Genomic DNA, 25,711 nt, shown 5'->3' on the forward strand with positions numbered 1-25,711 from the left:
GTTCACACGAGGTGAACCGGGCCGTCGGGCGGGAGATCAGCTCTCCGTGGACTCCGTGGTTGCCGCGGCCTTACGGGCCCGGCGCCGAGGCGCGGCCACCGGTTCCGCGGCGGCCTGGGCCGGGATGGCGGCGGTCACCGCGGGCTCCGCGGCCTTGCGGGTGCGACGACGAGGCTTCGTCTCCCCGTCGTCCGCCGCGTCCACGGCCGGTTCGGCCACAGCGGCTGCGGACTTGCGCGTACGACGGGGCTTGACCTCGACCGCGTCACCCTCAACCGCCTTGGCGGCGGCGGTCTTGCGCGTGCGGCGCGGCTTGGCCTCCGCACCCTCGGCGGTGTCGACGGCTGCTTCGGCCGGAGCCGCGGCGGCGGTCTTCCGTGTGCGGCGCGGCTTGGTCACCGTGGCCTCGGCGGTGTCGACCGCGGCCTCGGCACCGGCGGCGGTCTTGCGCGTGCGGCGGGGCTTGGCCTCGGCCGGCTCCGCCTCCGGGACCGCCTGTGCCGGGATCTCGGCGACGACGGCGGGCTCGGCGGCCGTGGTCTTGCGGGTACGGCGACGCGGCTTGGCCTCCACGGCCTCGGCGGTGTCGAGGGCGGCCTCGGCCGGAGCCGCGGCCGCCGTCTTGCGCGTACGGCGGCGAGGCTTGGCCTCGGCTGCCTCGGCTGCCTCGGCTTCCGGAGTGCCGGTGCCCGCGGCCGTGTCGACCGCGACCTCGGCCGCAGTCGCAGCCGTTGCCGTGGCCTTACGGGTACGACGGCGCGGCGCGGCGGCGGGAACCTCGGCCTCCGGCACCGCCGGGGCCTCCGTCACCGTCTCCGGCGTCGTGGACTCGGCTGTGTCGACCACGGTCTCCGCGGACTTACGGGTACGGCGGCGGCGTGGCTTCGCCGGGGTCTCGGCGGTGTCGAGGGCAGCGGTGCCCTCGGCCGTCGCGACGGCGGCCTCCGCGGCCTCCGTGGCCGGGGCGACCTCGGCCACCGTCGGCTCGGTCGTCACGGCTGCCGTGGCCGGCGCCGTCTCCGACGATCCGCCGCGGGTGCGGCGACGGCGACGTGGGGTGCGGGTCGCCGTGGCGGTGCCGTCCTCCGGGGCGGTGGTCTCCTGCGGGGCGACGACGCCCTCGGCGGGAGCCGTCCCGGCGGGAGCGGTCGTGTCCAGCGGGGTGCCGTTGCGGGTGCGGCGGCGGCGACGCGGCGTACGCGCCGAACGCTCGTCCTCGGCCGAACGGGACTCGTCCCGACCGCCTCGGCTGTCGCGGTCACCTCGACCGCCGCGGTCGCCACGGCCGCCGCGGTCACCACGACCACCACGGTCACCGCGACCACCACGGCCGCCCGTCTCGCCCAGGTCCTCCAGCTCCTCCGCCCCGAGCCCGGCGCGCGTGCGCTCCGAGCGCGGCAGGACACCCTTGGTGCCCGCGGGGATGCTCAGCTCCTCGAAGAGGTGCGGGGAGGTGGAGTACGTCTCCGGCGGGTCGTTGAACCCGAGGTCCAGCGCCTTGTTGATGAGCTGCCAGCGCGGGATGTCGTCCCAGTCGACGAGCGTGATCGCGATGCCCTTGGCGCCCGCGCGGCCCGTACGGCCGATGCGGTGCAGGTACGTCTTCTCGTCCTCGGGGGACTGGTAGTTGATGACGTGGGTGACGCCTTCGACGTCGATACCGCGCGCGGCGACATCGGTGCAGACGAGGACATCCACCTTGCCGTTGCGGAACGCGCGCAGCGCCTGCTCGCGGGCGCCCTGGCCGAGGTCGCCGTGGACCGCGCCGGAGGCGAAACCGCGCTGCTGGAGCTGGTCGGCCAGGTCGGCCGCCGTCCGCTTCGTGCGGCAGAAGACCATCACGAGACCGCGGCCCTCGGCCTGCAATATCCGCGCGACCAACTCGGGCTTGTCCATGTTGTGCGCGCGGTAGATGTGCTGCTTGGTGTTCGCGACGGTCTTGCCCGCGTCGTCCGGCGCCGTGGCGCTGATGTGCGTGGGCTGCGACATGTAGCGGCGCGCGAGGCCGATGACCGCGCCCGGCATGGTCGCCGAGAACAGCATCGTCTGGCGGCGGGCCGGCAGCATGTTGATGATCTTCTCGACGTCGGGCAGGAAGCCCAGGTCGAGCATCTCGTCGGCCTCGTCCAGGACGAGCGCCTTGATGTGCTTGAGGTCGAGCTTCTTCTGGCCCGCGAGGTCCAGCAGACGGCCCGGGGTGCCGACGATCACGTCGACGCCCTTCTTGAGGGCCTCGACCTGCGGCTCGTAGGCCCGGCCGCCGTAGATGGCGAGAACGCGCACGTTGCGGACCTTGCCCGCGGTCAGCAGGTCGTTGGTGACCTGCGTGCACAGCTCGCGCGTGGGGACGACGACGAGCGCCTGCGGGGCGTCGGTGAGTTCCTCGGGCTTGGCGCGGCCGGCCTCGACGTCGGCGGGGACGGTGACGCGCTCGAGGAGCGGGAGGCCGAAGCCCAGCGTCTTGCCGGTGCCGGTCTTCGCCTGGCCGATGACGTCCGTGCCGGTGAGGGCGACGGGGAGCGTCATCTCCTGGATGGGGAAGGGGGTGACGATGCCGACGGCCTCAAGTGCTTCGGCCGTCTCGGGAAGGATTCCGAGCTCTCGGAAAGTCGTAGTCAGGGTGCTGCCTCTTCTGTGTGCGCGGCGCGAGGGCGAGCGCGGGGGTCGTCTAGGACCGTGCTGGGGACGTCGACTACTGCCTTACGGGCGAGCCGTATGACACGGGACCACTGCCGACGCTCTAGCGCTCGAACCGCTGAGGGTCCCCCTCCGAACTTCGTACGCACTGCGTGGTACGGGCGAGGAGGGCTGTCGGGTCGGAGCCGATCGGGCCACCGACCGGGCATCCTCATTCATGCAGCCCGTCGAATAGTCGGCGGGCGCATTACCACTGTACCCCGGAAACGCGCACACGCGATGGCCGATTTGGTCACGTAGTCGTCGTCACACTGATTGAGCAGGGACTTCCGTCGCGCGGCGAGCGAGCTATTGTGCGCTTCATGACGACCTCTGACAAGCCTGCCAACGCCTCCGCCGGATCTGTCGCACACACCGGAGTCGCCGCCCAGGACTGGACGCAGGCCTCCGCCGAACCTCAGTACCGCGCCGCGGTCGTCGACCTGCTCGGCGCGCTCGCGTACGGCGAGCTGGCGGCGTTCGAGCGGCTCGCGGAGGACGCGAAGCTGGCGCCGACGCTGGCGGACAAGGCGGAGTTGGCGAAGATGGCGTCGGCCGAGTTCCACCACTACGAGAAGCTGCGCGACCGGCTGACGGAGATCGGCGAGGAGCCGACCGCGGCCATGGAGCCGTTCGTCGCCGCGCTGGACGGCTTCCACAAGCAGACCGCGCCCTCGGACTGGCTGGAGGGGCTCGTCAAGGCGTACGTCGGCGACTCGATCGCCAGCGACTTCTACCGGGAGGTCGCCGCCCGGCTCGACACCGACACCCGCGAACTCGTCCTGGCCGTCCTCGACGACACCGGTCACGCCGGTTTCGCCGTCGAGAAGGTGCGCGCGGCGATCGACGCGGAACCGCGCGTGGGCGGGCGGCTCGCCCTGTGGGCGCGGCGGCTGATGGGCGAGGCCCTGTCGCAGTCCCAGCGCGTGGTCGCCGACCGGGACGCGCTGTCGACGATGCTCGTGGGCGGCGTCGCGGACGGCTTCGACCTCGCGGAGGTCGGCCGGATGTTCTCCCGGATCACCGAGGCGCACACCAAGCGGATGGCGGCGCTGGGGCTGGCGGCCTAGGTGTGCTGCCCCGGCTCGCTGACCCGACCGGCCGAGCCAGGTCGCTGAACTGCCCGCTGACCTGGCTCGCTGACGTGACTCACCGGGGGCGCCGCGATCGGCGGTGGATCAGGCGGTCGCCGATCGGCGGCGGAGTCTTCCCGCGGGGCGCAGCAGGAGCGAGAGCGATGCCGACGAGACGATCGTCGCGCCGACGAGGGTCAGCAGGGCGCCGCCCGCGTCCAGCGCGCTGTGCGTGACGAAGGCGCCGAAGAGGCCGCCGGCCACGCCGGTCGCGAGGACCAGTGAACGGGCGGGCAGACGGTGGGCAAGTCGGTGGACCGCCAACCCCGCCAGTACAAGACCGAGCAATGCGGAGCCGAGCGCTTCCAACAACATCATGAGGTCCCTCCCACACGGCCACACTGCGCGTCACGGTCGTACCCCGTCATACCCGTGACCTGCGGAATGCAATCCTCCCCTGTGCGCGAGTTGTGCTCCATATGTGGAGAGAAAAAACGAGAGGGGCCCGGCGACACACGGTCGCCGGGCCCCTCTCGTCGCGTATGACTACAGCGCGCCGAAGCCCACCTTGCGGGGGGCCGGCTCACCGAGCTCGACGTAGGCGAGACGGTCGGCCGGGACGAGGACCTTGCGGCCGTGCTCGTCCACCAGGGTCAGCAGCTGCGACTTCCCGGCCAGCGCCTCGGACACCGCCCGCTCGACCTCATCGGCACTCTGACCGCTCTCCAGAACGATCTCGCGAGGCGCGTGCTGCACGCCGATCTTGACCTCCACGGCTATGTCCCTCCGACGGTCAGTGAAGTGCGCGACCTTACGCGCCGTACTCCGCACACATTAGCCCGGTGAGGGGACGTCCATGCTCCGCGCAAGAACGCCAGAAGCGAACAGCGGGCGGGAACAAACCCTCGTGGTGTGTGCGGTCACTCGTGGCGTGTGCGGTCAGTGGTGCTCGGTGCCGTGCAGCGGGAAACCAGCGATGCCCCGCCACGCCAGCGAGGTCAGCAGCTGGACCGCCTGGTCGCGCGGGACGCTGCGGTCGCTGTGCAGCCAGGAGCGGGCCACCACCTGGGCGAGACCGCCGAGCCCGGAGGCCAGCAGCATCGACTCCGCGCGGGAGAGGCCGGTGTCCTCGGCGATGACGTCGCAGATCGCCTCGGCACACTCGTTCGTGACCTTGTCGACGCGCTCGCGCACCGCGGGCTCGTTCGTCAGGTCCGACTCGAAGACAAGGCGGAAGGCACCGCCGTCGTCCTCGACGTACGCGAAGTAGGCGTCCATGGTCGCCCGTACGCGCTGCTTGTTGTCCGTCGTGGAGGCGAGCGCCGTGCGTACGGACTGGATCAGCGACTCGCAGTGCTGGTCCAGCAGCGCGAGGTAGAGGTCGAGCTTGCCGGGGAAGTGCTGGTAGAGCACCGGCTTGCTGACGCCGGCGCGCTCGGCGATGTCGTCCATCGCGGCCGCGTGGTAGCCCTGTGCCACGAAGACTTCCTGCGCGGCGCCCAGCAGCTGGTTCCGTCGGGCACGGCGCGGCAGGCGCGTGCCTCGCGGGCGTGCCGCCTCTGTCTGCTCGATGGCTGTCACGCCGCCTCCCAAAGTCGTCCTCATGCGGTGTGCGCCGCGCCGCCATCGTACTTTTCGGTAACCGTGGTGTGCGCGGTGCGAGCGCAGAATTTCACGGACCGGACGCTGGCGATTACCACGCACGGTGCCTCTAACCGGGACGGAACGGTCGCCCTCACCGATAGTCGTCCTCGTCGATGGAGACGACGCGGGCCTGCTCGATGAGGTCGGCCTCGCTGGCGCGGTCCGGGTCCACGCCGGTCAGCGGGTCGTCGCGGTCCGGCTTGACCTCCGTCAGTTGCTCTGCGGCGTCGTTCTCCGGCGCCTCGACGTCGATCTCGGTCGCCTGCTCGGCTTCCTCGTGCACGAACGTCTCGGGGTCGGTGGGGTCGACGGCCATGATGGGCTCCCTTCCTATAGAACATCCCTGAATGGAACAGGGGGCCATATGCGGGTGCCCTGTGCACGAGCCTAGGAGACACCCGATCTGGACGCCATGCGATCCGAGTGCCCCCTGTGACACCGAACACATGAACCAGAGCGTGATCGTCTCGTAACATTGCCGCATGTCTTCGACCGAGCAGCCGTTCGTGCCGCCCGCCAACGTGCTCCCCAAGGTGACGCCCGTCAGGGTCGCGGAGGGCGAGAGGCTCAGGTCGGTGGGGCTGCCCGGGATCACGCTGTCGGTGCGGTCGAGGCCGCCCGCGCGCGAGGGGCTGCCGCCCGCGCTGTACGTGCACGGCCTCGGCGGTTCCTCCCAGAACTGGTCGGCGCTGATGCTGCACCTGGAGGACGCCGTCGACGGCGAGGCCGTCGACCTGCCGGGCTTCGGCGACTCCCCGCCGCCGGACGACGGCGACTACTCGATCACCGGGCACGCGCGCGCGGTGATCCGTTATCTCGACGCCTCCGGGCGCGGTCCGGTGCACCTCTTCGGGAACTCGCTCGGCGGCGCGGTCTCCACGCGCGTCGCCGCGGTACGCCCCGACCTCGTCCGCACCCTCACCCTCGTCTCGCCCGCGCTGCCGGAGCTCCGCGTCCAGCGCACGGCCGTGCCGACGGGACTGCTGGCGGTGCCCGGCGTGGCGGGGCTCTTCACCCGGTTCACCAAGGAGTGGACGTCGGAGCAGCGGGTCCGCGGGGTCATGGCCCTTTGTTACGGCGATCCCGGGCGGGTGACCCCCGAGGGTTTCCGACACGCCGTGGAGGAGATGGATCGCCGGGTGCGGCTGCCGTACTTCTGGGACGCGATGACACGTTCCGCGCGCGGGCTGGTGAACGCGTACACCCTGGGCGGCCAGCACGCGCTGTGGCGCCAGGCCGAACGCGTCCTCGCGCCGACCCTCCTCGTCTACGGGGGCCGTGACCAGCTCGTCGGCTTCCGCATGGCCCAGAGGGCGGCCCGCACCTTCCGCGACTCCCGCCTCCTCACCCTGCCCGAGGCGGGCCACGTGGCGATGATGGAGTACCCCGAGACGGTGGCGGGAGCGTTTCGTGAACTGCTCGCCGACACAAAGGCTGTTGCCGGAGGGATTGAGGCCCACGGCGGCGGCGAGGGTACCTTTGGCGACAGAGATGGAGCCTCCGGCGGTAGGGCCGGGATGTCGGACAGCATGAACTCGGGGAGCTGAGAGGCTACGTGGGACGCCACAGTCGACGTGGACCTGCTCCCAGGAGTGGCCCCACGGGGGACGGCGCCGATCCGACGGGCCGGGGCCGGACCCAAGGCCCACCGCCCGCGCGACAGGCGCCGCCCGCACCACCCGCCCCTCCCACGGGGTACGGGACGCCGGCTCAGTCGGTTCCGAGATTCGCCGACGGGACTCCCGCGCGCGGGGTGCCGCGTCTTTCCGAGGGCACGCCCCCGCGCGGGGTGCCGAGATTTGCCGACGGCACGCCCGCTCACGGTGTACCGAGGCTTCCTGACGGCACGCCGGCGCGGGGTGTGCCGCGTTTCCCCGACGGCACGCCGGCGCATGGTTTTCCTCAGGTCCGTGGGGGGCACCCGGAGCAGCGTGAATCCGGTGGCGGATGGGGCGAGTTGAGCGGGCGCGACGGTGTCGGGTACGGCAGGCCGGGCGGCCCGGGCGGTGCAGGAGGCCCGGGCGTCGGCCTTCCGCGGCAGCGGCAGGCGCCGCCGGGGGCTGCGAGGTCGAGGGGGCCTCGGCAGGACTACCTCGACGCGTTCCAGGGGGAGGACGAGTACTTCGAGCGGGAGGACGACGTCTTCGCGCCCCGTGCCCCCGCACCGCATCACGCCCCGGCCGTGGCGCTCGCCTCAGGCCCGTACTCCTCCGCGACCGCCTGGCCCACCGAGACCGGCAGTGACGGGGGCGATGACGACGACGCGCCTCCCACAGGGGAACCGGCGCCCGTCAGGGGCGGCAAGGGGCGCACGTTCACCGGCATCGCGGCCGCCGCCGTCACCACCGTGCTGGCCGTCGTCGTGGCGGGCCAGGTCGCGAACGGGCGGGACGACGACGCCGTGCAGTCCCAGTCCGCCACCGACCAGGCCCGGGACGCCCGTGACTTCGCCTCGCGCGGGGACGGCCGGCCGACGCCTTCCGGATCACCCGGCGTGGCGACGCTGACGTACGAGCAGAAGATGGACAAGACGTACACGCTCGGCGCCACGTTCAAGGGACCGGGGGAGTTCGACGCCGTCAAGGGCATCGACAAGGCGCCCGGCAAGGGCCGGAAGTACACCTACCGCGTCGACGTCGAGCAGGGGCTCGGCCTGGACGGCGATCTCTTCGCGCAGGCCGTGCAGAAGACGCTCAACGACGACCGGAGCTGGGCCCACAGAGGAGCCCGCACCTTCGAGCGCATCTACTCCGGCAAGCCCGACTTCGTGATCACTCTGGCCAGCCCCGGAACCACTGCCACCTGGTGTGCCAAGTCCGGTCTGGACACCACCGTGGACAACGTCTCGTGCGACTCGGCCGCCACCGAACGCGTGATGATCAACGCATATCGATGGGCGCGGGGATCCGAGACCTACGGTGATCAGATCCATGCGTACCGGCAGATGTTGATCAACCATGAAGTCGGCCACCGGCTCGGCTACAGCCACGTCACCTGCGACAAGAGCGGCGAACTCGCCCCGGTCATGCAGCAGCAGACCAAGTTCCTCGACCATGACGGCATTCGCTGCCGGGCCAACCCGTGGCCCTACCCGGGAAGTTGACGGACCCGTACGCCGAGAAGCCGCCGGCGCGCGCACCGGCGCGCACCCACGGATCGCGGTGGCCGTCGGCGCGCGCATGATCTCCTAGCGCGAAGGAACGCCACCCGCACGGGAAAGTTACGACCGTTCACCCCTTTTGGTGGCGTGATGGACAACCGTCCGTCGCGCCACCGCCTTGTCCGCATACGTTCGTCCCGCTGCGAGCCGCCGGGTCAACGGTGGCTCCCCATACGGGAGATCGGGGGTGCGCGGGTGCGCATCGGACTGCTTACGGAGGGTGGCTATCCGTATGTGAGCGGTGACGCCAGACTCTGGTGCGACCGGCTCGTGCGCGGGCTTGAGCAGCACGAGTTCGACATCTACGCGCTCAGTCGCAGCGAGCGCCAGGAGGACGAGGGCTGGGTTCCGTTGCCGCCGCAGGTCAACAGGGTGCGCACGGCGCCGCTGTGGACGGCCGAGGACGACGGAGTCGGGTACGGACGGCGCGCGCGCCGACGATTCGCCGAGTGCTACGGCGAGTTGGCGGCAGCCTTGTGCGAGGGAGGTGTCGCAGAGGCTCCCGGAGGGCCCTCGGTCACGGAGGCGGACCGTTTCGCCAATGCCCTGTACGGGCTCGCCGAACTTGCCCGCGACGAGGGCGGACTGGTAGGAGCGCTCCGCTCCGAGGCCGCCGTACGCGCCCTGGAACGCGCCTGTCGTGCGCCCGGCGTGCAGCGCACGGCACGCGAGGCACGTGTACCGGATCTGCTCACCGTCGCCGCGCACCTGGAACGCGCCCTGCGCCCTCTTTCGCTCGACTGGTACGAGGACGACGACATCGGCTCCGTCGACCTGTGCCATGCGACGTCCGGAGGTGCGGCGGCCTTGCCCGGACTGCTCGCGCAGCACTTCTGCGGCGTACCCCTGCTGGTCACCGAGTACGGAGTGCGGCTGCGCACCCGGTACCTGACTGCCACGGAGTCCTCGCCTCCGGTACGCGCCCTGCTCACCGCCTTCCACGGCAGGCTCGCCGCCGAGACCTACGGCCGGGCCGCGATCGTCACGCCCGGCAACGCGCACGCGCGCCGCTGGCAGGAACGCTGTGGTGCCGACCGCGCCAAGCTCCGCACGGTCTACCCGGGCATGGACGCCTCCCGCTTCACGGACGTCGGTGAGTCGTCCGCGTGCGCGGACCCGCACGCCCTGGTCTGGGTCGGCCGGGTGGAACCGGCCAAGGACCTGGTCTCCCTGCTGCACGCCTTCGCGGAGATCCGCAAGGAGGAGCCCAAGACGCGGCTGCGGATCGTCGGCGCGCCCGTCGGATCCGAGGGCACGGCCTACCTCGGCCACTGCCGGGCGCTGGCCGCGCAGCTCTTCCCCGACGAGGCCGACGGCCCGCACGCCGTCGGCGACAACCCGGTGTCCTTCGAGGAGATCGATGGTCCGGAGCTGCCCACCCTGGCCGACGCGTACGGCGCGGGCGCGGTGACCGTCCTGTCCAGCGTCGTCGAGGGCTTCCCGCTCAGCCTGGTCGAGGCCATGTTCTGCGGTCGCGCGACGGTGTCCACGGACGTCGGCGCCGTCGTGGAGGTCATCGGCGGCACGGGTCTCGTCGTCCCCCCGCGCAATCCGCGAGCGCTCGCCGAGGCGTGCGTGGCGTTGTTGCGCGACACCGAGCGCCGCGAGCGCCTGGGCGCCGCCGCCCGAGCCCGCGCGCTCGAACTGTTCACCGTCGAGCAGAACATCGCGGCATTTCACGGCATTTACCTGGATATCGTTTCGCGAAGCCCGGTCTGCCGCGTCCTCCTCGACGACACCGGCGAACCCCTGCCGTTCGCCGCCCCCGCCGAGGCCCACGTGCCCGGCCGCTGGACCGAGCGGGGCGTGCGCGTGGTGGCCCGCGGCGGCCCTGGCTGGGCCGCAGGACCGCCCGTGCGCGCCACCGCGCCGACCGCCGTCACGGAGGGAGCGTCATGAGCGATCTGGGCGAACTGAACCGCCCTGGCCCCCCTGACAGCCCCGGATCCTGGGACCCGCGGTCGGAGGAGTGGCTCGACACGGAGACGGACGTACCGGACACGCAGGAACCGCCCGCCGCCGACCACGACCCCACCGCCGACTACGCCCCCGGGCCCGACGCCGACCACGATCCCAGGCCCGCCGGCGCTGTCGACAAGGGCACAAGCGGCACCGGAACAGGTGGCGGAGCCCGCCGCCCCGTCACGCCCCGCCGCGCCGCCGCGGACCCGGTGAAAGCCCTGATGCACCGTCACCGGGACCTGTGCGAACGAGCCGTGGACCCTCTGGAGATCGCGGCGGGCCTGGAGGCCCACGGTGTCACGGACCGTACCGCGGCCCGTTTCCGCCACCGCGACGTCTTCTCGCTGGCCGAGGAGATGTACGCCCGGATCCCCCGCGACGGCGAATCCCCGAAACAACCCGCCCCCGGGGCTGCCCCCCGCCCGCGCGCCGACTGGGCCCTGCTCACCCTCCTCCCCGGCGCGCTGTGCACGGCGACCGTGATCGGCCTGCACCTCACCCACGGACGGACCCGCCCAACGGTCGCCGCCGCGGGCGCCCTCGCGGTGGCTCTGGCCCTGCGCGCGGCCCTCACCCGAGGACCGCTCAGCCCTAGACCCGGTGCTCCCACGAGCGGCACCAGCACCTGGACGTACTGGCTCATCGCGTACGCCCTCCTCGGTGACGGTCTCCTCCAAGCCGCCCTGGGCGGAGGCCCCGACGGTCTGCCCGACGGCACCCCGGACGCTCCCTGGCCCCTCACCGCGGCCCCCCTCCTGGCCCTCGCCTGGGCCTGCGCCCCGGCGGCCTGGTGCACCCACCTCCTCACGGCACGAGCCCGCCGCAAACTGACGGCCAGCCGTGGCCTGGAGGACTTCGCCGCCTCCGTACGCCCTCTGCTGCTCGGCACGTTCGTCCTGTTCCTGTGCGCCCTCACCGCCCTCCTCACCCTGACCGCCACGATCCTGGACGAACCCGCCGCCTACGCCCAGACCGCCACCCTGGGCGCTCTGCTCCTCCTGTCCCGCCTCCTCACCATCCACCGCTTCACCCACGCCCCCGCGGTCGTCCTCACCGCCACTGCCACGGCCCAGGCAACGGCCCTGGCCACGGTCTTCGCCGCCCGCCTCCCCGGCTGCGCCTTCCTGTCCGTCCCAGTGGAGGTCCTCACCGACACGTGGGGGCCGGGCAGCGTCCAAACGCTCACCTGCGGCACCGGGGCACTGATCCTCCTGCTCCACGCAGCCCGCACCCTCACCCGGGCCTCGGCCCACGCCCCTGCGGAGAAGCAGTGGTGACGCGGCGGCAGCCGGCCTCGCCCCGGCGGCGCGGCACCCGCGTACGGCGAGCAGGGGACGCGTCGGGGGTTGTCCGCCCGCAGCGGATGGCGCCCGCGTCAACACGTTCGCCCTGGTGGGAGACCGATTACGCGCCAGGCCGAGGGCGGACACCCCCCGGGTTGGCCCCGCCCCGCGCACCCGCCGTGGGCGAACACGCACCCCCACGCACCCCACGTCCCCCCACCTCCACACTCGTACAGGCCGCCGCAGGCACCCTGCCCACCGCCGGAGGCAACCCGCATGACCTCCCCGAAGGAGACCGCCGAATGATCACCTCCCGACCCGACGCCTCGGCTCCGGGAGCCGCCCGATGAGAGTCCTGCTGATCGGAGCCAACGGCTACCTCGGCCGCTTCGTCGCCGACCGCCTGCTCGCCGACCCGGCCGTCCAGCTCACGGCCCTCGGCCGCGGCGACGACGCCGACGTCCGTTTCGACCTCGCGTCCGGCAGTCCCGGCGCCCTCACCCGCTTCCTCGACGCGGTCCACCCCGGCGTCGTCGTCAACTGCGCCGGCGCCACCCGGGGCGGAGCCCGCGAACTCACCCGCCACAACACCGTCGCCGTGGCCACCGTCTGCGAGGCTCTGCGCCGCAGCGGCTGCGGCGCCCGGCTCGTGCAGATCGGCTGCGGCGCCGAGTACGGCCCCAGCCAGCCCGGCTCCTCCACCGCGGAGGACGCCGTCCCCCGTCCCGGTGGCCCGTACGGCGTCAGCAAACTCGCCGCCACGGAACTCGTCCTCGGCTCCGGCCTGGACGCGGTGGTCCTGCGCGTCTTCTCACCGGCGGGCCCCGGCACCCCCGCGGGCTCGCCGCTCGGCCGCCTCGCCGAGGCCATGCGCCGGGCCATGCAGTCCGGCGACGGTGAGCTCAAACTCGGCGGCCTCGGCGCCCAGCGCGACTTCGTCGACGTACGCGACGTGGCCCGCGCCGTACACGCGGCCTCGCTCTCCGCCGCGCAGGGCGTCATCAACATCGGCTCGGGCCGCGCCGTCCGTCTGCGCGACGCCGCCGCGGTCCTCGCCCGCGTGGCCGGGTACGGCGGCGCCCTCCACGAACTCGACGGACCACCCGGCCCGTTGAGGGCGACCATCGGCCACCCCCGCATGGAGTCGGACCACGCGGCCCCGGTCGCGTACCCGTACCCCGACGGCTGCGGCAGTTGGCAGCAGGCCGATGTGCGCACCGCACGCGACCGACTCGGCTGGCGCCCCCGGATCGGTCTCGAAGAGTCCCTCGCCGACATCTGGATGGAGGCGGCATGCCGCATCTGACCCGCGCCAAACCGGGCACGGCGAGCACCGACCTCCGCACCGGCGTAGGCATCCCCGGTTTCGCCCACCCCCTCGTCGCCCCGGCCGAGTGGGCCGAACTCACCCGCCCCGGCACCCCACTGCACTGGGTTGTCCTCAACGTCTCGGACGGCCCCGGCAGCCGCCCCGACCCGCACTGTCTGGAGGCGGCCGGCCGGCTGCGCAACGCGGGCATCCGCGTCCTCGGCCGCCTCGACACGACGTACGGCGTCCGCGCCTTCGGTGAGGTGATGTCCGAGGCGCACCGCTACATCGACTGGTACCAGGTCGACGGCTTCCTCCTGGACCGATGCCCGACCGAACGCGACGCGCTTCCCGAGATCCGCCGCACGGTCGCCACGCTCCGCGCGCTGCGTGACGACGCTCACGTCGTCCTCGGCCACGGCATCCACCCCTACCCCGGTTACGCCGAGAACGCCGACCAGCTGGTCACCTTCGCCGGCCCCTGGAGCGACTACCGCTGGTCGCAGGTGGCGGAGTGGACCGCCGACCACCCACCCGAGCGCTTCTGCCACTTCGTCCACGGGGTGCCGCGCCCTCACCTCGAGGAGGCGCTGCGCATCGCCCGCTGGCAGGGCGCGTCGACGATCTACTTCACCGACCGCACGGACCGTGGCGGCCGCACCGACCCCTGGGAGACCATGCCCGGTTACTGGGACGAAATCGTCTCGCGGATCGGAACGGGTGTCTCGGAATGAAAAAGGACATGGCACTGTTACGGGGAGAACAACCGTAATGATTGACCGACCAACGGAGTCCCCGTGTCGCTGCCACCCCTGGTCGAGCCCGCTGCCGAGCTCACCGTAGACGAGGTCCGCAGGTACTCCCGCCACCTGATCATCCCCGACGTCGGGATGGACGGGCAGAAGCGGCTGAAGAACGCCAAGGTGCTCTGTGTGGGCGCCGGCGGCCTGGGCTCGCCGGCGCTGATGTACCTGGCCGCCGCGGGCGTGGGCACGCTCGGCATCGTGGAGTTCGACGAGGTCGACGAGTCGAATCTGCAGCGGCAGATCATCCACAGCCAGGCCGACATCGGCCGCTCCAAGGCAGTGTCCGCGCGCGACTCCGTCCTCGGCATCAACCCGTACGTGAACGTGGTCCTGCACGAGGAGCGGCTCGAGGCCGACAACGTGATGGACATCTTCAGCCAGTACGACCTGATCGTCGACGGCACGGACAACTTCGCGACCCGCTACCTGGTCAACGACGCGTGCGTGCTGCTCAACAAGCCGTACGTGTGGGGTTCGATCTACCGCTTCGACGGCCAGGCCTCCGTGTTCTGGTCCGAGCACGGGCCCTGCTACCGCTGCCTCTACCCGGAGCCCCCGCCGCCGGGCATGGTTCCCTCCTGCGCCGAGGGCGGCGTCCTGGGCGTGCTGTGCGCGTCCATCGGCTCCATCCAGGTCAACGAGGCCATCAAGCTCCTCGCGGGCATCGGCGAGCCGCTCGTCGGCCGCCTGATGATCTACGACGCCCTGGAGATGCAGTACCGCCAGGTCAAGGTCCGCAAGGACCCGAACTGCGCGGTCTGCGGCGAGAACCCGACCGTCACCGAGCTCATCGACTACGAGGCCTTCTGCGGCGTCGTCTCCGAGGAGGCCCAGGAAGCGGCCGCCGGCTCGACGATCACTCCCAAGCAGCTCAAGGAGTGGATCGACGACGGCGAGAACATCGAGATCATCGACGTCCGTGAGATCAACGAGTACGAGATCGTCTCGATCCCGGGCGCCAAGCTGATCCCGAAGAACGAGTTCCTCATGGGCACCGCCCTGGAGACCCTCCCGCAGGACAAGAAGATCGTCCTGCACTGCAAGACGGGTGTCCGCAGTGCGGAAGTCCTCGCGGTCCTGAAGTCCGCGGGCTTCTCCGACGCCGTGCACGTCGGCGGAGGCGTGATCGGCTGGGTCAACCAGATCGAGCCGAGCAAGCCGATCTACTGACCCGGCATCCCGGCCTGAACGGCGGGGGCCTCGCGCACCGACGGTGCCCGAGGCCCCCGCCGTCGTCATGAGCAGACCCTGCCGTCCCTGGGCACCGTCCCGGCCAGCAGGTACGTGTTCACCGCGGAGTCCACACAGTCGCTCCCGCTCCCGTACGCACCGTGTCCCGCGCCCTTCCAGGTGAGCATCACACCGACGTCCTTGCCCAACTCGTCCGCCATCCTCTGGGCCCCTTCGTACGGCGTCGCCGGGTCGCCGGTGTTGCCGACCACCAGGATCGGTGCCGCACCGGGCGCGCTCACCTCCGGCGTCTTGTGCTGACCGGCCACCGGCCAGTCGTGGCACCAGCCGGCCGTGTCCCAGCCCAGGAACTCCCCGAAGACGGGCGAGATCTTCTCGAACTCCGGCAGCAGCTTCTTCGTCTCCGAGGCCGTCGGCCGCTGCTTGTCGTCCAAGCACGATATGACCCGTTGCGAATGGGTCGTGGTGCCGTAGCGACCCGACGGGTCGCGCTCGTTGTATCCGTCGGCGAGCGCCAGGAGGTCCGACCCGTCTCCCTGCTCCGCCGCCTCCAGGGCGCTGGTCAGCGTCGGCCAGCTGTCCTGGCTGTACAGCGGCAGGATGATGCCGGTGACGGCGAGCGTCTGCGTCAGCTTCCGCCCGGACGATGTCGGCAGCGGGTTCGCGTCGATCCTCTTGAGCAGGTCCGCGATCTTCTGGGTGCCCTGCTTCGGGTCCTGGCCGGTGGACTTGAGGTAGTCGTCCAGCGCGCGCTGGAAGCCCCGGGCCTGGTTCTCCGCGTGGCCCACGGTGTCGGCGCTCGGGTCGACGACCGCGTCCAGGACCAGTCGGCCCACGTTCTTCGGGAACAGGTGGGCGTAGACACCGCCGAGTTCGGTGCCGTACGAGATGCCGAAGTAGTGCGTCTTCTTGTCGCCCAGGACCTGCCGCATCAGGTCCATGTCGCGGGCGGTGTCAGTGGTGGAGACGTGCGCCAACATCTTTCCTGCGTCCTTCGCACAGCCCTTGCCGAAGTCGGCGGCGTCCTGGAAGTAGGCACTCTCCTCGGCGGTGGTGTCCGGTGAGACGTCCACCGACTCCGAGGCCAGGATCTCCTTGTCGCTGCGGCAGCGGACGCCCCCGCTGGCACCGACCCCGCGCGGGTCCCAGCTGACCAGGTCGTACCGCTCGCGGAGCAGAGAGGCGGTGGCGGCGTACGCCGGCATCGTGGACACACCGGAGCCGCCGGGGCCGCCGAAGTTGAACAGGAGCGAGCCGATGCGGTTGCCGCCGCGGGCCTTGGTGCGGATCAGTGCGAGGCCGATCGTCTCGCCGTCCGGCTTCGACCAGTCAAGCGGCACCTTGAGCGTCGCGCACTGCCAGTCGCTGCCCGGCGCGGAGGAGTCCGCGGTGGCCTTGCAACGCCCCCAGTCGAGCTTCTGGGAGGTCAGTGCTGAGGTCGGGCCGGCGTCGGCCGTACCGGACGGCCCGGCCGACGGCTGCGCCCGGCCGGTCTTCCTGCCGCCCTTGCCGTCGCTGGACGAGCCGCTGCTGCAGCCCGTCACCAGGAGCGCTGCGGCGGTCCCCACCGCCGCCCACCGTACGAAACGCGTCATCGCAAGTTCCCCCCTCGCAGGCCCTCCGCCCCGTGCCGCGGATGGCTGTTCGGTCATAGTAGGCGGATCGCAGCCCAGCCGCTGCAGCCTGTGGATAACGTTCTGACCTGCGAATTCTCGCTGGATTGGAGTGGAGCGTCAGGAGCAGACCCTTCCGGCCGCGGGAACCTTCCCGTTCAGCAGATAGCCGTTCACGGCATCCTGCACGCACTTGTTCCCGCTGTCGTACGCCCCGTGTCCCTCCCCCTTGTAGGTCAGCTCGACACCGACGCCCGCACCCAGCGCGCGCACCATCTTCCTCGCCCCTTCGTACGGTGTGGCCGGGTCGCCGGTGTTGCCCACGACGAGGATCGGCGCTGAGCCGGGCGCGCTCACGTTGGGATGGTTGGCGGCGCCCGGCACGGCCCAGTCGGCGCAGCCGACCAGGCCCCAGGCCAGGAAGTCGCCGAACAGGGCGGAGGCGGCCCGGAACTCGGGCAGTTTCCGCGCCACGTGGTCGGCGGTGTACCGCTGCTTGTCGTCGGCGCAGTTGATGGCGACGTTGGCGGCGGTGAGGTTGCTGTACTCGCCGTTCTGCTTGCGGCCGTTCATCGAGTCGGACAGCGCCATCAGAATCTGCCCGTTCCCGTGGTAGGCCTGCTCAAGACCCGCCGTGAGGTACCTCCAGAAGTCCTGCGAGTACAGCGCTTGCGCGATGCCGCTGGTCGCGACGGTCTGGGTCAGCTCGCGCGGGAAGATGCCGGGAATCGGCTCGCTGTCGAGGTCTCTGAGCAGCTTGGCGATGCGGTCCTTGACGTTCTGGGCGGTGTCGCCGACTGGGCAGTCCTCGATTGCGGAGGTGCAGGCCTCGGCGTAGTTGTCGAGGGCGAGCTGGAAGCCCCTGGCCTGCCCGAGCGAACCCTGTTCGGGGTCCTGCGTCGGGTCCACGACCGCGTCGAAGACCGCACGGCCGACCTTCTTCGGGAACAGGTGGGCGTACACACCGCCGAGTTCCGTGCCGTACGAGATGCCGAAGTAGTGCAGCTTGTCGTCGCCGAGGATATGGCGCATCAGGTCCAGGTCACGGGCGGCGTCGGTGGTGCGGACATGCGGCAGCACCTTTTCGGAGTTCGTCTCGCAGGCCTCGTTGAACTCCTTGGTGTAGTCCAGGAACGTGGCGCTCTCGGCCTTGTCGTCGGGAGTGGCGTCCTGCTGGAAGTAGACGTCCAGCTGGAGGTCGTCCTGGCACTCCACGGGGGCGCTGCGGCCGACCCCGCGCGGGTCGAAGCTGACCAGGTCGTAGCGGGTGCGCAGTTTCGCGTAGTCCTCGCCGAAGGTGGGCAGCGTGGTGACGCCGGAGCCGCCCGGGCCACCGAAGTTGAAGACCAGCGAGCCGATGCGCTCGCTCTCGGCGCCGCTTGCCTTCGCCCGGATCAGGGCCAGCTTGATCGTGTCGCCCTTGGGCTCGTCCCAGTCCAGGGGCGCCTTCATGGTGGCGCACTGCCACTCGTCGCCGTCCGCAAGGGGTGACGGGGCGTCACCACCGCCCTGTGCCGGACAGTCCTTCCAACTCAGCTCCTGGGCCGACACGTCCTCGTCCTGGGAGTCGCCGCCGCAGCCCGCCAGCACGGTGGACAGCACAAGAGCCGTGGCGGTCAGGGCAGCGGCGCGCAGCCGGGGAGGGTTCGGCATGGTCCCATCCTGCGGTCGCGCCGGGCGGGACGCTCGGGGCACGGGCCGTACGGGGTACGCCGCCGAGACCGCCGTACCGGAGGGTGGACTACAGCGCGCCCTTGCGCGTGAGGTGGTTGAAGACGAGCCAGCCGGGCAGCACCGGCAGCCACAGCGTCAGCAGGCGGAACAGCAGCACCGCCGGTGCGGCGACCTCCTTGGGAAGGCCGACGGCGATCAGACCGACCGTCAGGGTCGCCTCCACCGCGCCCACACCGCCCGGAGTGGGGGCGGCGGATCCCAGCGCGTTGCCGGCGAGGAAGACGACGGCGACGCTGGCGATGCTGATCGAGGTCCCCTCGGTGCCGAACGCCCGGATCGACGCGTCCAGACACATCACGAAGCAGGCCGTCAGGAGCAGCATGCCGCCGATCCCGGTCACCAGCTTCTGCGGCCGCTGGAGCACGTCGAGCATGCGCGGCACGACGCCCGCGAACAGCGACCTCACGCGCGTGACGACGAATTTCCGCAGGAACGGCACCGACGTCACCACGAGCACGAGCACCGCCACCGTCAGCAGACCCGCGATGACCGTGCGGGACGGCGACAGCGACGGCGTCTTCTCGGTACCGGTCAGATAGCCGAAGGACAGCAGCATCAGGATGTGGCAGCCGAGCCCGAACAACTGAGACGCTCCGACGCTCGCCACCGCGAGCCCGGGGCGTACGCCCGCGCGTTGCAGGAAGCGCGTGTTCAGGGCGACGCCGCCCACTGCGGCCGGAGCGACGATCTTCACGAACGACCCGGCGACCTGGGCGGCCATGGTCCGCACGAACGGCACCCGCTCGGGCACGAAACCCAGCAGGGCCATCGCCGCCGCCACGTAGCTCAGCGCGGAGAAGGCCACGGCGGCGGCGACCCAGCCCCACTCGGCGTTCTCGATGAGCGGGCCGAACTCGATGTGCGTGAGCTGCGTCAGCAGGAAGTACGCGCCGATCGCGCCGGCGATGAAACTCAACAGTGTGCGCGGCCGCACCCGCTCCAGCCGGGCCGGTTCCACCGGGGCCTGCGGCCGGATCAGCAGCACCTCGTGGCGGATCTGGGTGAGGAGGTCCTCCTCGCGCGCCTCCTCGAGTGCCTCGTCGATGGCCCGCTTCTCGGCCCTGGCCTCCGCCTTCACGGCCTTCTTGTCCAGCTTTTCGAGAACGGGTCCGGCCTCGTGCGGAGCTTCCTCCAGGCGGGCCTGCTTGTCCTGCCGGGACGCCTCCAGGACCGCCGCCCGCTCGCGCTCGGCCCGCTCCCGGGCCAGTCTGCGCAGCGTCGCGCGCGTGGAGCGGCTCAATGCGATGGGCTGCAGCATCGGCAGACAGTCGGCCACGGCGTCGGGGCCGAGCACGCCGACCGCCGCGGTCACCGCGCGCTCGGCACCCACCCTGAGGCCGAGCGTGACCAGCAGCTGGGAGATGTCCATGCGCAACAGCAGGTCGCCGGCCGCGATCTCGCCGACGCGCAGATCGGTGAGGATCACCGTGCCGGAACGATCCACCAGAATCGCGTCGCCCACGAGCCTGCGGTGCGCGATGCGCCGGGACTGCAGCGCCCGCACCTGGTGCCAGGTGTCGCGCAGCAACTCGTCGGTGATCTCCTCGTCGGAGAGGGAGTCGAGGGTGCGCCCGCCGGTGTGCTCGTAGACGAGCATCACGGCGTCGGGACCCAGTTCGGAGGTCGCGATCAGCTTGGGCGCGTTGGCGCCGGCCGCGATGGCGGCGTACGCGAGCAGTGCCTCCTGCTCCAGAGCCTGCCGCAGTGACTGCAGGCTGCTGCGGGTGGCGAAGCCGCGCAGCGTCAGGTTGCGCCAGGCGCGGTAGAAGAAGCCCTGGGCCTGCTGCTCCCGGTCGACCACCGTGACGTCCAGCGGTGGACCGTCCTCCAGGGCGACGAAGTAGCGCCGGCCGCGGTCTCCGGTCTCGGGGGTGTCCGGCACCTCCTCGCGGGCGGCGCTCACCGGGTGGAAGCCGACGTGTCTGAGGCCCGCCATCAGTGTCCGTCCGGTGGGGCGGACATTGGGCGAGCCGACCGCGTAGAGCGTGCCGTAGGCCACGGTCCAGCCGATGAGCACCGTCAGGATGATCGAGAAGGGTGTCGTGTAGCCGGTGACGAGCATCGAGAACGCGTCGAGCATCAGCACGATCCACAGCACCGCCCGCCAGCGCGGCCTGCGCGACATGCCGACCGCTGTCATGTAGGCGATGACGGGCGCCAGATAGCCGTGTACGGGATCGGTGAGGGCGTGGATGTCGCCGGGGGAGGGCTGGGTGAGCGCCTCCTGGATCGAGTCGGGGGCGGCTTTGGCGACCCACAGGTCGGTGGCGAGGGTCACTCCGTGCGCGAGGACGGCCGCGAGGACGCCGTCGGCGATGCGCAGCCCGTCGCGTTTGATCAGCCGCTCGATCGCGAACGCGACCGGCACCAGGAGAATCGCGATGCTGGACGCCAGCCCCGCGATCTTGATCAGCAGGTCCGGTGCCTGCCCGGTGCCTTTGTTGATGTCCTGCTCGAGACCCGAGGTGGTGCCGTGGGCGAACGCGGCGATCGCGAGCAGTACGGCCACGGCCAGCACGCCGACCAAGAGCCGCATGAGATCGGAGGGCCGGTGCACGCGCGCGGGGAGCAGTGGTTCGTCACCCTCGACCTCGTCGGCGTGCACCTCGTCGGGGTCGTCGGCGTCAGGCCCGGACCGGGTCGCGGGCGCCTCCTTGTCGGAGCTCACCGCACCCTTCTTGCCGGTCGTCCCGTCCCCGTCGGCGGTGCCCGGGCGCGACGATGCGGCAGGGGTGCTTTCCGCGTTCTCGGGATGCACACCCTGCTCTTTCATCGTCTCTTCTTGGTCTCGTATCACCTGTCACCGCCCGCACGATGGTGGCATGCCCCACCGACACACAGGGGCGTCAGGGTGCACATGCGGGGGCGCACAGTCTGCCGGAAGCGCCGTCTCAGGGCGAGGGACACCCGCGGTCGGGAGCGCGTGGCGTTGTCGGTGGGGTGGGGCAGGATGGGGTGGATGAGCGAGGAGAGCCTTCCGGACGACGCCCGCGCGGAGCACGCGGACGCGCTGCCGGAGTACGCCGAGCGGGTCCTCGACGTGGCCGAACGAATTCCGCCTGGCCGCGTCATGACCTACGGGGACGTGGCGGAGTGGCTGGAGGAGGGCGGGCCTCGGCAGGTCGGACGCGTCATGGCCCTCTACGGAGGTGCCGTTCCGTGGTGGCGGGTCGTCCGCGCGGACGGCGTCCTGCTCCCGGCCCATGAACTGAGGGCGCTCGGCCATTACCGTGCGGAGGGCACGCCCCTGAAGGAGGCGAGCAGGGCCGCCGAGGGGCATCTGCCGCGGCTCGACATGAGACGGGCGCGGTGGGACGGCGGCGAACGCGCGGAGGGTCACACCTGACAGCTTCCGCCATCGGACGCCCCCAGGGGTCGCCTGAGGTCCGTACGGGCGAAATGAGGCGCGCCCGTGACATGACGGGGGAAACGGGGCATGTCCGTGGCATGGCGTACGTTCGTGGGGCGAGGGGCACACGTGTCGCGAGTGCCGTGAGGGAAGAAGGGGAAGCACTGCTTCCGCACCTTCCGGCGGCGTAGCGTCGGCTGCGCGTCTCTCTCTCATCCCGCGATCACCATCCTCCCCGCTCGGAGGTCGTCCCACCCGTCACCCGACCACCACCCCTCAACGACGGCGCTTCGCGCCCGCAGCGACAGATGGCACACCCACCAGGACCGGCGAACCACGTGAGCTCCTTTTCCTCCACCATGCGCCTGTCGCACCCGCAGGGGCGACAGGGGAACCGTGGCGCTTACCGACTGGTGCGTACCCCGCCGGTCCGCAGGGATCCCCCTCGTCTGGACGCCGCACAGCGCGCCGTGGTTGACCACGCCACCGGCCCGCTGCTCGTTCTCGCAGGTCCGGGCACCGGAAAGACCACGACGCTCGTCGAGTCGGTGGCGGCAAGGATCGCCCGGGGCGGTGAACCCGCGCGCGTGCTGGTGCTGACGTTCAGCCGCAAGGCCGCCGTCGAACTGCGCGACCGCATGGCGCTGCGCATAGGGGCGGCCCGCGCGCCCCAGGCGACCACCTTCCACTCGTTCTGCTACGCCCTGGTCCGCGCCCACCAGGACACCGACCTGTTCGTGGAACCTCTCAGGCTGCTGTCCGGGCCGGAGCAGGACGTCGCCGTCCGTGAACTGCTCGCGGGCCAGCCCGACCTGGAGCGGCTCGGCCTCGCACACGTGCGCTGGCCGGACGAACTGCGCGCCTGTCTGACCACCCGCGGCTTCGCCGACGAGGTCCGCGCGGTCCTCGCCCGCAGCCGCGAACTGGGCCTGGACCCCGGCGCGCTGGATGCCTTCGCCCGCCGAATCGGCCGCCCCGACTGGCGCGCGGCGGCCGCCTTCCTCGCCGAGTACCTCGACGTCCTCGACCTGCAAGGCGTGCTCGACTACGCCGAGCTGGTCCACCGCGCGGTCCTCCTCGCCCGCCGCCCCGAGGTCGCCCGGTGGCTCGCCGCGCAGTACGACGCCGTCTTCGTGGACGAGTACCAGGACACCGACCCGGCACAGGTACGGCTCCTGCACGCGCTCGCCGGCGGCGGCCGCACCCTCGTCGCCTTCGGCGACCCCGACCAGTCGATCTACGCGTTCCGCGGCGCGGACGTGAACGGCATCCTGGACTTCCCCCGGGCCTTCCCGCGCGCGGACGGCCGCCCCGCGCCCGTGGAGGTCCTGCGCACCTCCCGCCGCTCCGGCGCCGGCCTGCTGGCCGCGACCCGGATGCTGACCCGGCGCATGCCACTGACCCGCCTTCCGGCCGACAAGGTGCGTGCCCACCGCGAGCTCGCCCCGGTCCGGGACGGGGGCCGCGTCGAGGTGTACACGTACCCGACGCCCGGTACCGAACTGGACAACATCGCCGACATCCTCCGCAGGGCGCACCTGGAGGACGGCGTCCCCTGGGGCGAGATGGCGGTCCTGGTGCGCGCCGGGTCCCGCACCATCCCGACGGTCCGCCGCGCGCTCACCGCGGCCGGCGTCCCCCTGGACATCGACGGCGACGACCTCCCACTGCGGCACGAGCCGGCGGTGGCCCCGCTGCTGACGGCGCTGCGGGCGGTGGCCGCGGCGGAGGCTACGGAGCAGGCCGGCGAAGCGGTGGCCCCCGAGCAGGTCGGCGAAGCAGTGGCTACCGAGCAGGCCGACGAAACAGTGGTTACGGCACAGCCCGAGGGAGCGCAGCCCCCGGCACAGCCCGAGGGAGCGCAGCCCACGGCACAGCCCGAGGGAGCGCAGCCCACGGCGCAGCCCGATGAAGCGGAGGCCAGGGAACAGCCCGATGAAGCGGAGAGCAGGGAGCCTCCCGAAGAAGGGGCCCCCTCCGACGGGCGGGAACCGGACACCTCCTGGCTCGACACCGAAACGGCCCTCACCCTCCTCGCCTCCCCCCTCGCGAGCATGGACGCCGCCGACCTGCGCCGCCTCGGTCGTGCCCTGCGCGACGAGGAGCGGGCCGCGGGCAACCCCCTGCCGCCGCCCTCTGACGAGCTGCTCGCCCGGGCGCTGGCCGAGCCGGAGCGCCTGGCCGTGCACGACCCCACGTACGCCCGGGGTGCCCAGCGGCTCGGCGCGCTGCTCAGGAAGGCCCGTGAGCGTCTCGCGGGCGGTGGCACGGCCGAGGAGGCACTGTGGGACCTCTGGGAGGGCACGCCATGGCCCACGCGCCTGGAGCGGGCCGCCCGACGCGGCGGCGCGGCCGGACGCAACGCGGACCGCGACCTGGACGCCGTGTGCGCGCTCTTCGCGACCGCGGCCCGCGCCGAAGAGCGCACCGGCGGCCGGGGCACTCTCAACTTCCTTGCGGAGATCGACGCGGAGGACATCGCCGCCGACACGCTCACCCGGCGTGCCGTACGCCCTGACGCCGTCCGCCTGATGACCGCGCACCGCTCCAAGGGACTGGAGTGGCGGCTCGTCGTCGTCGCGGGCGTGCAGGAGGGGCTGTGGCCGGACCTGCGCCGCCGCGGCTCCCTCCTGGAGGCCGACCGCATCGGCCGCGACGGCCTCGCCGAACCGCTCACCCCCGGGGCGCTGCTCGCCGAGGAGCGCCGCCTGTTCTACGTGGCCGCCACGCGCGCGCGTGAACGCCTCGTCGTCACCGCGGTCAAGGCGCCCGCGGACGACGGCGACCAGCCCTCCCGCTTCCTGACCGAACTGGGCGTCGAACCGCGGGACGTCACAGGCCGCCCCCGCCGCCCCCTGTCGGTCGCCGCACTCGTCGCCGAACTCCGCGCCACCACCGTCGATCCGCGCGTCTCGGACACCCTCAGGGAGGCCGCCGCCCGCCGACTGGCCCGGCTCGCCGCACTCGCAGACGAGGACGGCCGCCCCCTGGTGCCGTCCGCCCACCCCTACCGCTGGTGGGGCATGTTCGAGCCGACAGAGAGCAAAGTGCCACTGCGTGACCGGGACCAGCCCGTCGTGCTCTCCGGCAGCGCCCTCGACCAGCTGGCCAACACCTGCGCCCTGCAGTGGTTCCTGGGCCGCGAGGTGAAGGCCGACGCGCCCGCGACGGTCGCCCAGGGCTTCGGCAACGTGGTGCACGTCCTCGCCGACGAGGTCGCCTCCGGGCACACCCCGGCCGATCTCGCCGTCCTCATGGAGCGCCTGGACTCCGTGTGGAACGCGCTCGCCTTCGACGCGCCGTGGAAGTCGGCGCAAGAGAAGGACAACGCGCGCGTGGCGCTCGAACGCTTCCTGAAGTGGCACGTCATGGACCGCACCGGGCGTACGCCGGTCGCCAGCGAGCACGACTTCGACGTCACCCTCGAAGCGGGCGAGGTCGAGGTGCGCATTCGCGGCCAGATGGACCGCGTCGAGGCCGACGGTGAGGGCCGCGCCTATGTCGTCGACTTCAAGACCGGCAAACAGGCGCCCACCGCGGCCGAGGTGGAGCGACACCCCCAGCTCGCCGTCTACCAGCTCGCCGTCCGTGAGGGCGCCGTCGACGAAGCCTTCGACGGAGTGCGGCCCGAGCCGGGCGGCGCCGAACTCGTCCAGCTGCGCCAGGGCGCCCCCAAGCGGGACGGCGGCGAGACCCTGCCCAAGGTGCAGGCCCAGGAGCCGCTGGAAGGGGAGTGGGTCGGTGACCTGCTGGCCACGGCCGCCGGCAAGGTCCTCGACGAGCGGTTCACGCCGAGTGCGGGCCAGCACTGCACACACTGCGCGTTCCGGGCGTCGTGCAGCGCCCAACCCGAGGGACGGCACGTGATCGAGTGACCCACGCGCACCTCCGCGCTCTGTGTGATCGACCGC

The 25,711-nt window shown here is 71.8% G+C and carries 18 protein-coding genes; 10 read left to right on the forward strand and 8 right to left on the reverse strand.

What is annotated here, in order from left to right:
- Positions 1 to 36 precede the first annotated feature (36 nt).
- On the reverse strand, positions 37 to 2,526 hold the full coding sequence (locus tag ACFWWR_RS22610) for a DEAD/DEAH box helicase (protein ID WP_384304979.1): 2,490 nt from the start codon (positions 2,524 to 2,526) through the stop codon (positions 37 to 39).
- A gap of 464 nt (positions 2,527 to 2,990) precedes the next feature.
- Between ACFWWR_RS22610 and ACFWWR_RS22615 the strand changes: the two genes are divergently transcribed.
- Entirely contained in the window at positions 2,991 to 3,746 is a 756-nt protein-coding gene (locus ACFWWR_RS22615) for a ferritin-like fold-containing protein (protein WP_383858335.1), read from the forward strand.
- A 108-nt stretch (positions 3,747 to 3,854) separates the two neighbouring features.
- Here the strand turns inward: ACFWWR_RS22615 and ACFWWR_RS22620 are convergent, their stop codons facing one another.
- The 4 genes from ACFWWR_RS22620 to ACFWWR_RS22635 form a co-directional block, all read right to left on the reverse strand.
- Positions 3,855 to 4,124, reverse strand: coding sequence for a hypothetical protein (locus tag ACFWWR_RS22620; RefSeq protein ID WP_383858457.1), 270 nt, complete (start codon positions 4,122 to 4,124; stop codon positions 3,855 to 3,857).
- 171 nt (positions 4,125 to 4,295) lie between these two features.
- A complete protein-coding gene (locus ACFWWR_RS22625; RefSeq protein WP_217239500.1) occupies positions 4,296 to 4,523 on the reverse strand; it encodes a DUF3107 domain-containing protein in 228 nt (75 codons plus the stop codon).
- A gap of 165 nt (positions 4,524 to 4,688) precedes the next feature.
- Positions 4,689 to 5,330 (reverse strand): TetR/AcrR family transcriptional regulator, encoded by a 642-nt coding sequence (locus tag ACFWWR_RS22630; RefSeq protein WP_217239499.1) that lies wholly within the window; start codon positions 5,328 to 5,330, stop codon positions 4,689 to 4,691.
- A 154-nt stretch (positions 5,331 to 5,484) separates the two neighbouring features.
- Positions 5,485 to 5,709 (reverse strand): hypothetical protein, encoded by a 225-nt coding sequence (locus ACFWWR_RS22635; protein ID WP_383858339.1) that lies wholly within the window; start codon positions 5,707 to 5,709, stop codon positions 5,485 to 5,487.
- A gap of 166 nt (positions 5,710 to 5,875) precedes the next feature.
- Here ACFWWR_RS22635 and ACFWWR_RS22640 point away from each other — a divergent pair, with 166 nt between their 5' ends.
- The 7 genes from ACFWWR_RS22640 to moeZ all read left to right on the forward strand — a co-directional run bounded on the left by ACFWWR_RS22640 (position 5,876) and on the right by moeZ (position 15,083).
- On the forward strand, positions 5,876 to 6,940 hold the full coding sequence (locus tag ACFWWR_RS22640) for an alpha/beta fold hydrolase (RefSeq protein ID WP_383858342.1): 1,065 nt from the start codon (positions 5,876 to 5,878) through the stop codon (positions 6,938 to 6,940).
- 8 nt (positions 6,941 to 6,948) lie between these two features.
- Entirely contained in the window at positions 6,949 to 8,496 is a 1,548-nt protein-coding gene (locus ACFWWR_RS22645) for a DUF3152 domain-containing protein (RefSeq protein WP_384304982.1), read from the forward strand.
- A gap of 252 nt (positions 8,497 to 8,748) precedes the next feature.
- Positions 8,749 to 10,452 carry a DUF3492 domain-containing protein gene (locus ACFWWR_RS22650; RefSeq protein WP_384304985.1) on the forward strand — a complete coding sequence of 568 codons (1,704 nt, stop codon included), beginning with the start codon at positions 8,749 to 8,751 and terminating at the stop codon, positions 10,450 to 10,452.
- Positions 10,449 to 11,792 (forward strand): hypothetical protein, encoded by a 1,344-nt coding sequence (locus tag ACFWWR_RS22655; RefSeq protein ID WP_384304987.1) that lies wholly within the window; start codon positions 10,449 to 10,451, stop codon positions 11,790 to 11,792. The genes ACFWWR_RS22650 and ACFWWR_RS22655 overlap by 4 nt, the downstream gene beginning before the upstream one ends.
- Before the next feature lie 352 nt (positions 11,793 to 12,144).
- Complete coding sequence (locus tag ACFWWR_RS22660) at positions 12,145 to 13,104, forward strand: NAD(P)-dependent oxidoreductase (RefSeq protein ID WP_217239494.1); 960 nt, start codon at positions 12,145 to 12,147, stop codon at positions 13,102 to 13,104.
- Positions 13,092 to 13,841: a spherulation-specific family 4 protein gene (locus tag ACFWWR_RS22665; protein ID WP_384304990.1), complete on the forward strand. Its 750-nt coding sequence runs from the start codon at positions 13,092 to 13,094 to the stop codon at positions 13,839 to 13,841. The genes ACFWWR_RS22660 and ACFWWR_RS22665 overlap by 13 nt, the downstream gene beginning before the upstream one ends.
- 63 nt (positions 13,842 to 13,904) lie before the next feature.
- The gene (gene moeZ, locus ACFWWR_RS22670) at positions 13,905 to 15,083 is read left to right on the forward strand and encodes an adenylyltransferase/sulfurtransferase MoeZ (RefSeq protein WP_383858357.1); all 1,179 of its coding nucleotides are present in this window, start codon (positions 13,905 to 13,907) and stop codon (positions 15,081 to 15,083) included.
- Between the two features lie 65 nt (positions 15,084 to 15,148).
- On the opposite strand, the gene ACFWWR_RS22675 is transcribed toward moeZ, so the two are convergent.
- The 3 genes from ACFWWR_RS22675 to ACFWWR_RS22685 form a co-directional block, all read right to left on the reverse strand.
- Entirely contained in the window at positions 15,149 to 16,699 is a 1,551-nt protein-coding gene (locus ACFWWR_RS22675) for an alpha/beta hydrolase (RefSeq protein WP_384304993.1), read from the reverse strand.
- A 138-nt stretch (positions 16,700 to 16,837) separates the two neighbouring features.
- Positions 16,838 to 18,370, reverse strand: a complete 1,533-nt coding sequence (locus ACFWWR_RS22680; RefSeq protein WP_384304996.1) for an alpha/beta hydrolase — start codon at positions 18,368 to 18,370, stop codon at positions 16,838 to 16,840.
- An 88-nt stretch (positions 18,371 to 18,458) separates the two neighbouring features.
- Positions 18,459 to 21,224 carry a lysylphosphatidylglycerol synthase domain-containing protein gene (locus tag ACFWWR_RS22685; RefSeq protein WP_384304998.1) on the reverse strand — a complete coding sequence of 922 codons (2,766 nt, stop codon included), beginning with the start codon at positions 21,222 to 21,224 and terminating at the stop codon, positions 18,459 to 18,461.
- A 186-nt stretch (positions 21,225 to 21,410) separates the two neighbouring features.
- On the opposite strand from ACFWWR_RS22685, the gene ACFWWR_RS22690 reads away from it, so the two are divergent.
- The gene (locus ACFWWR_RS22690) at positions 21,411 to 21,797 is read left to right on the forward strand and encodes an MGMT family protein (protein WP_217239488.1); all 387 of its coding nucleotides are present in this window, start codon (positions 21,411 to 21,413) and stop codon (positions 21,795 to 21,797) included.
- Positions 21,798 to 22,159: 362 nt separating this feature from the next.
- Positions 22,160 to 25,675 carry a UvrD-helicase domain-containing protein gene (locus ACFWWR_RS22695; RefSeq protein WP_384305061.1) on the forward strand — a complete coding sequence of 1,172 codons (3,516 nt, stop codon included), beginning with the start codon at positions 22,160 to 22,162 and terminating at the stop codon, positions 25,673 to 25,675.
- Positions 25,676 to 25,711: the final 36 nt, after the last annotated feature.

Origin of the sequence: Streptomyces sp. NPDC058678 (assembly GCF_042714835.1) — a bacterium.
Taxonomy (GTDB): Bacteria; Actinomycetota; Actinomycetes; order Streptomycetales; family Streptomycetaceae; genus Streptomyces.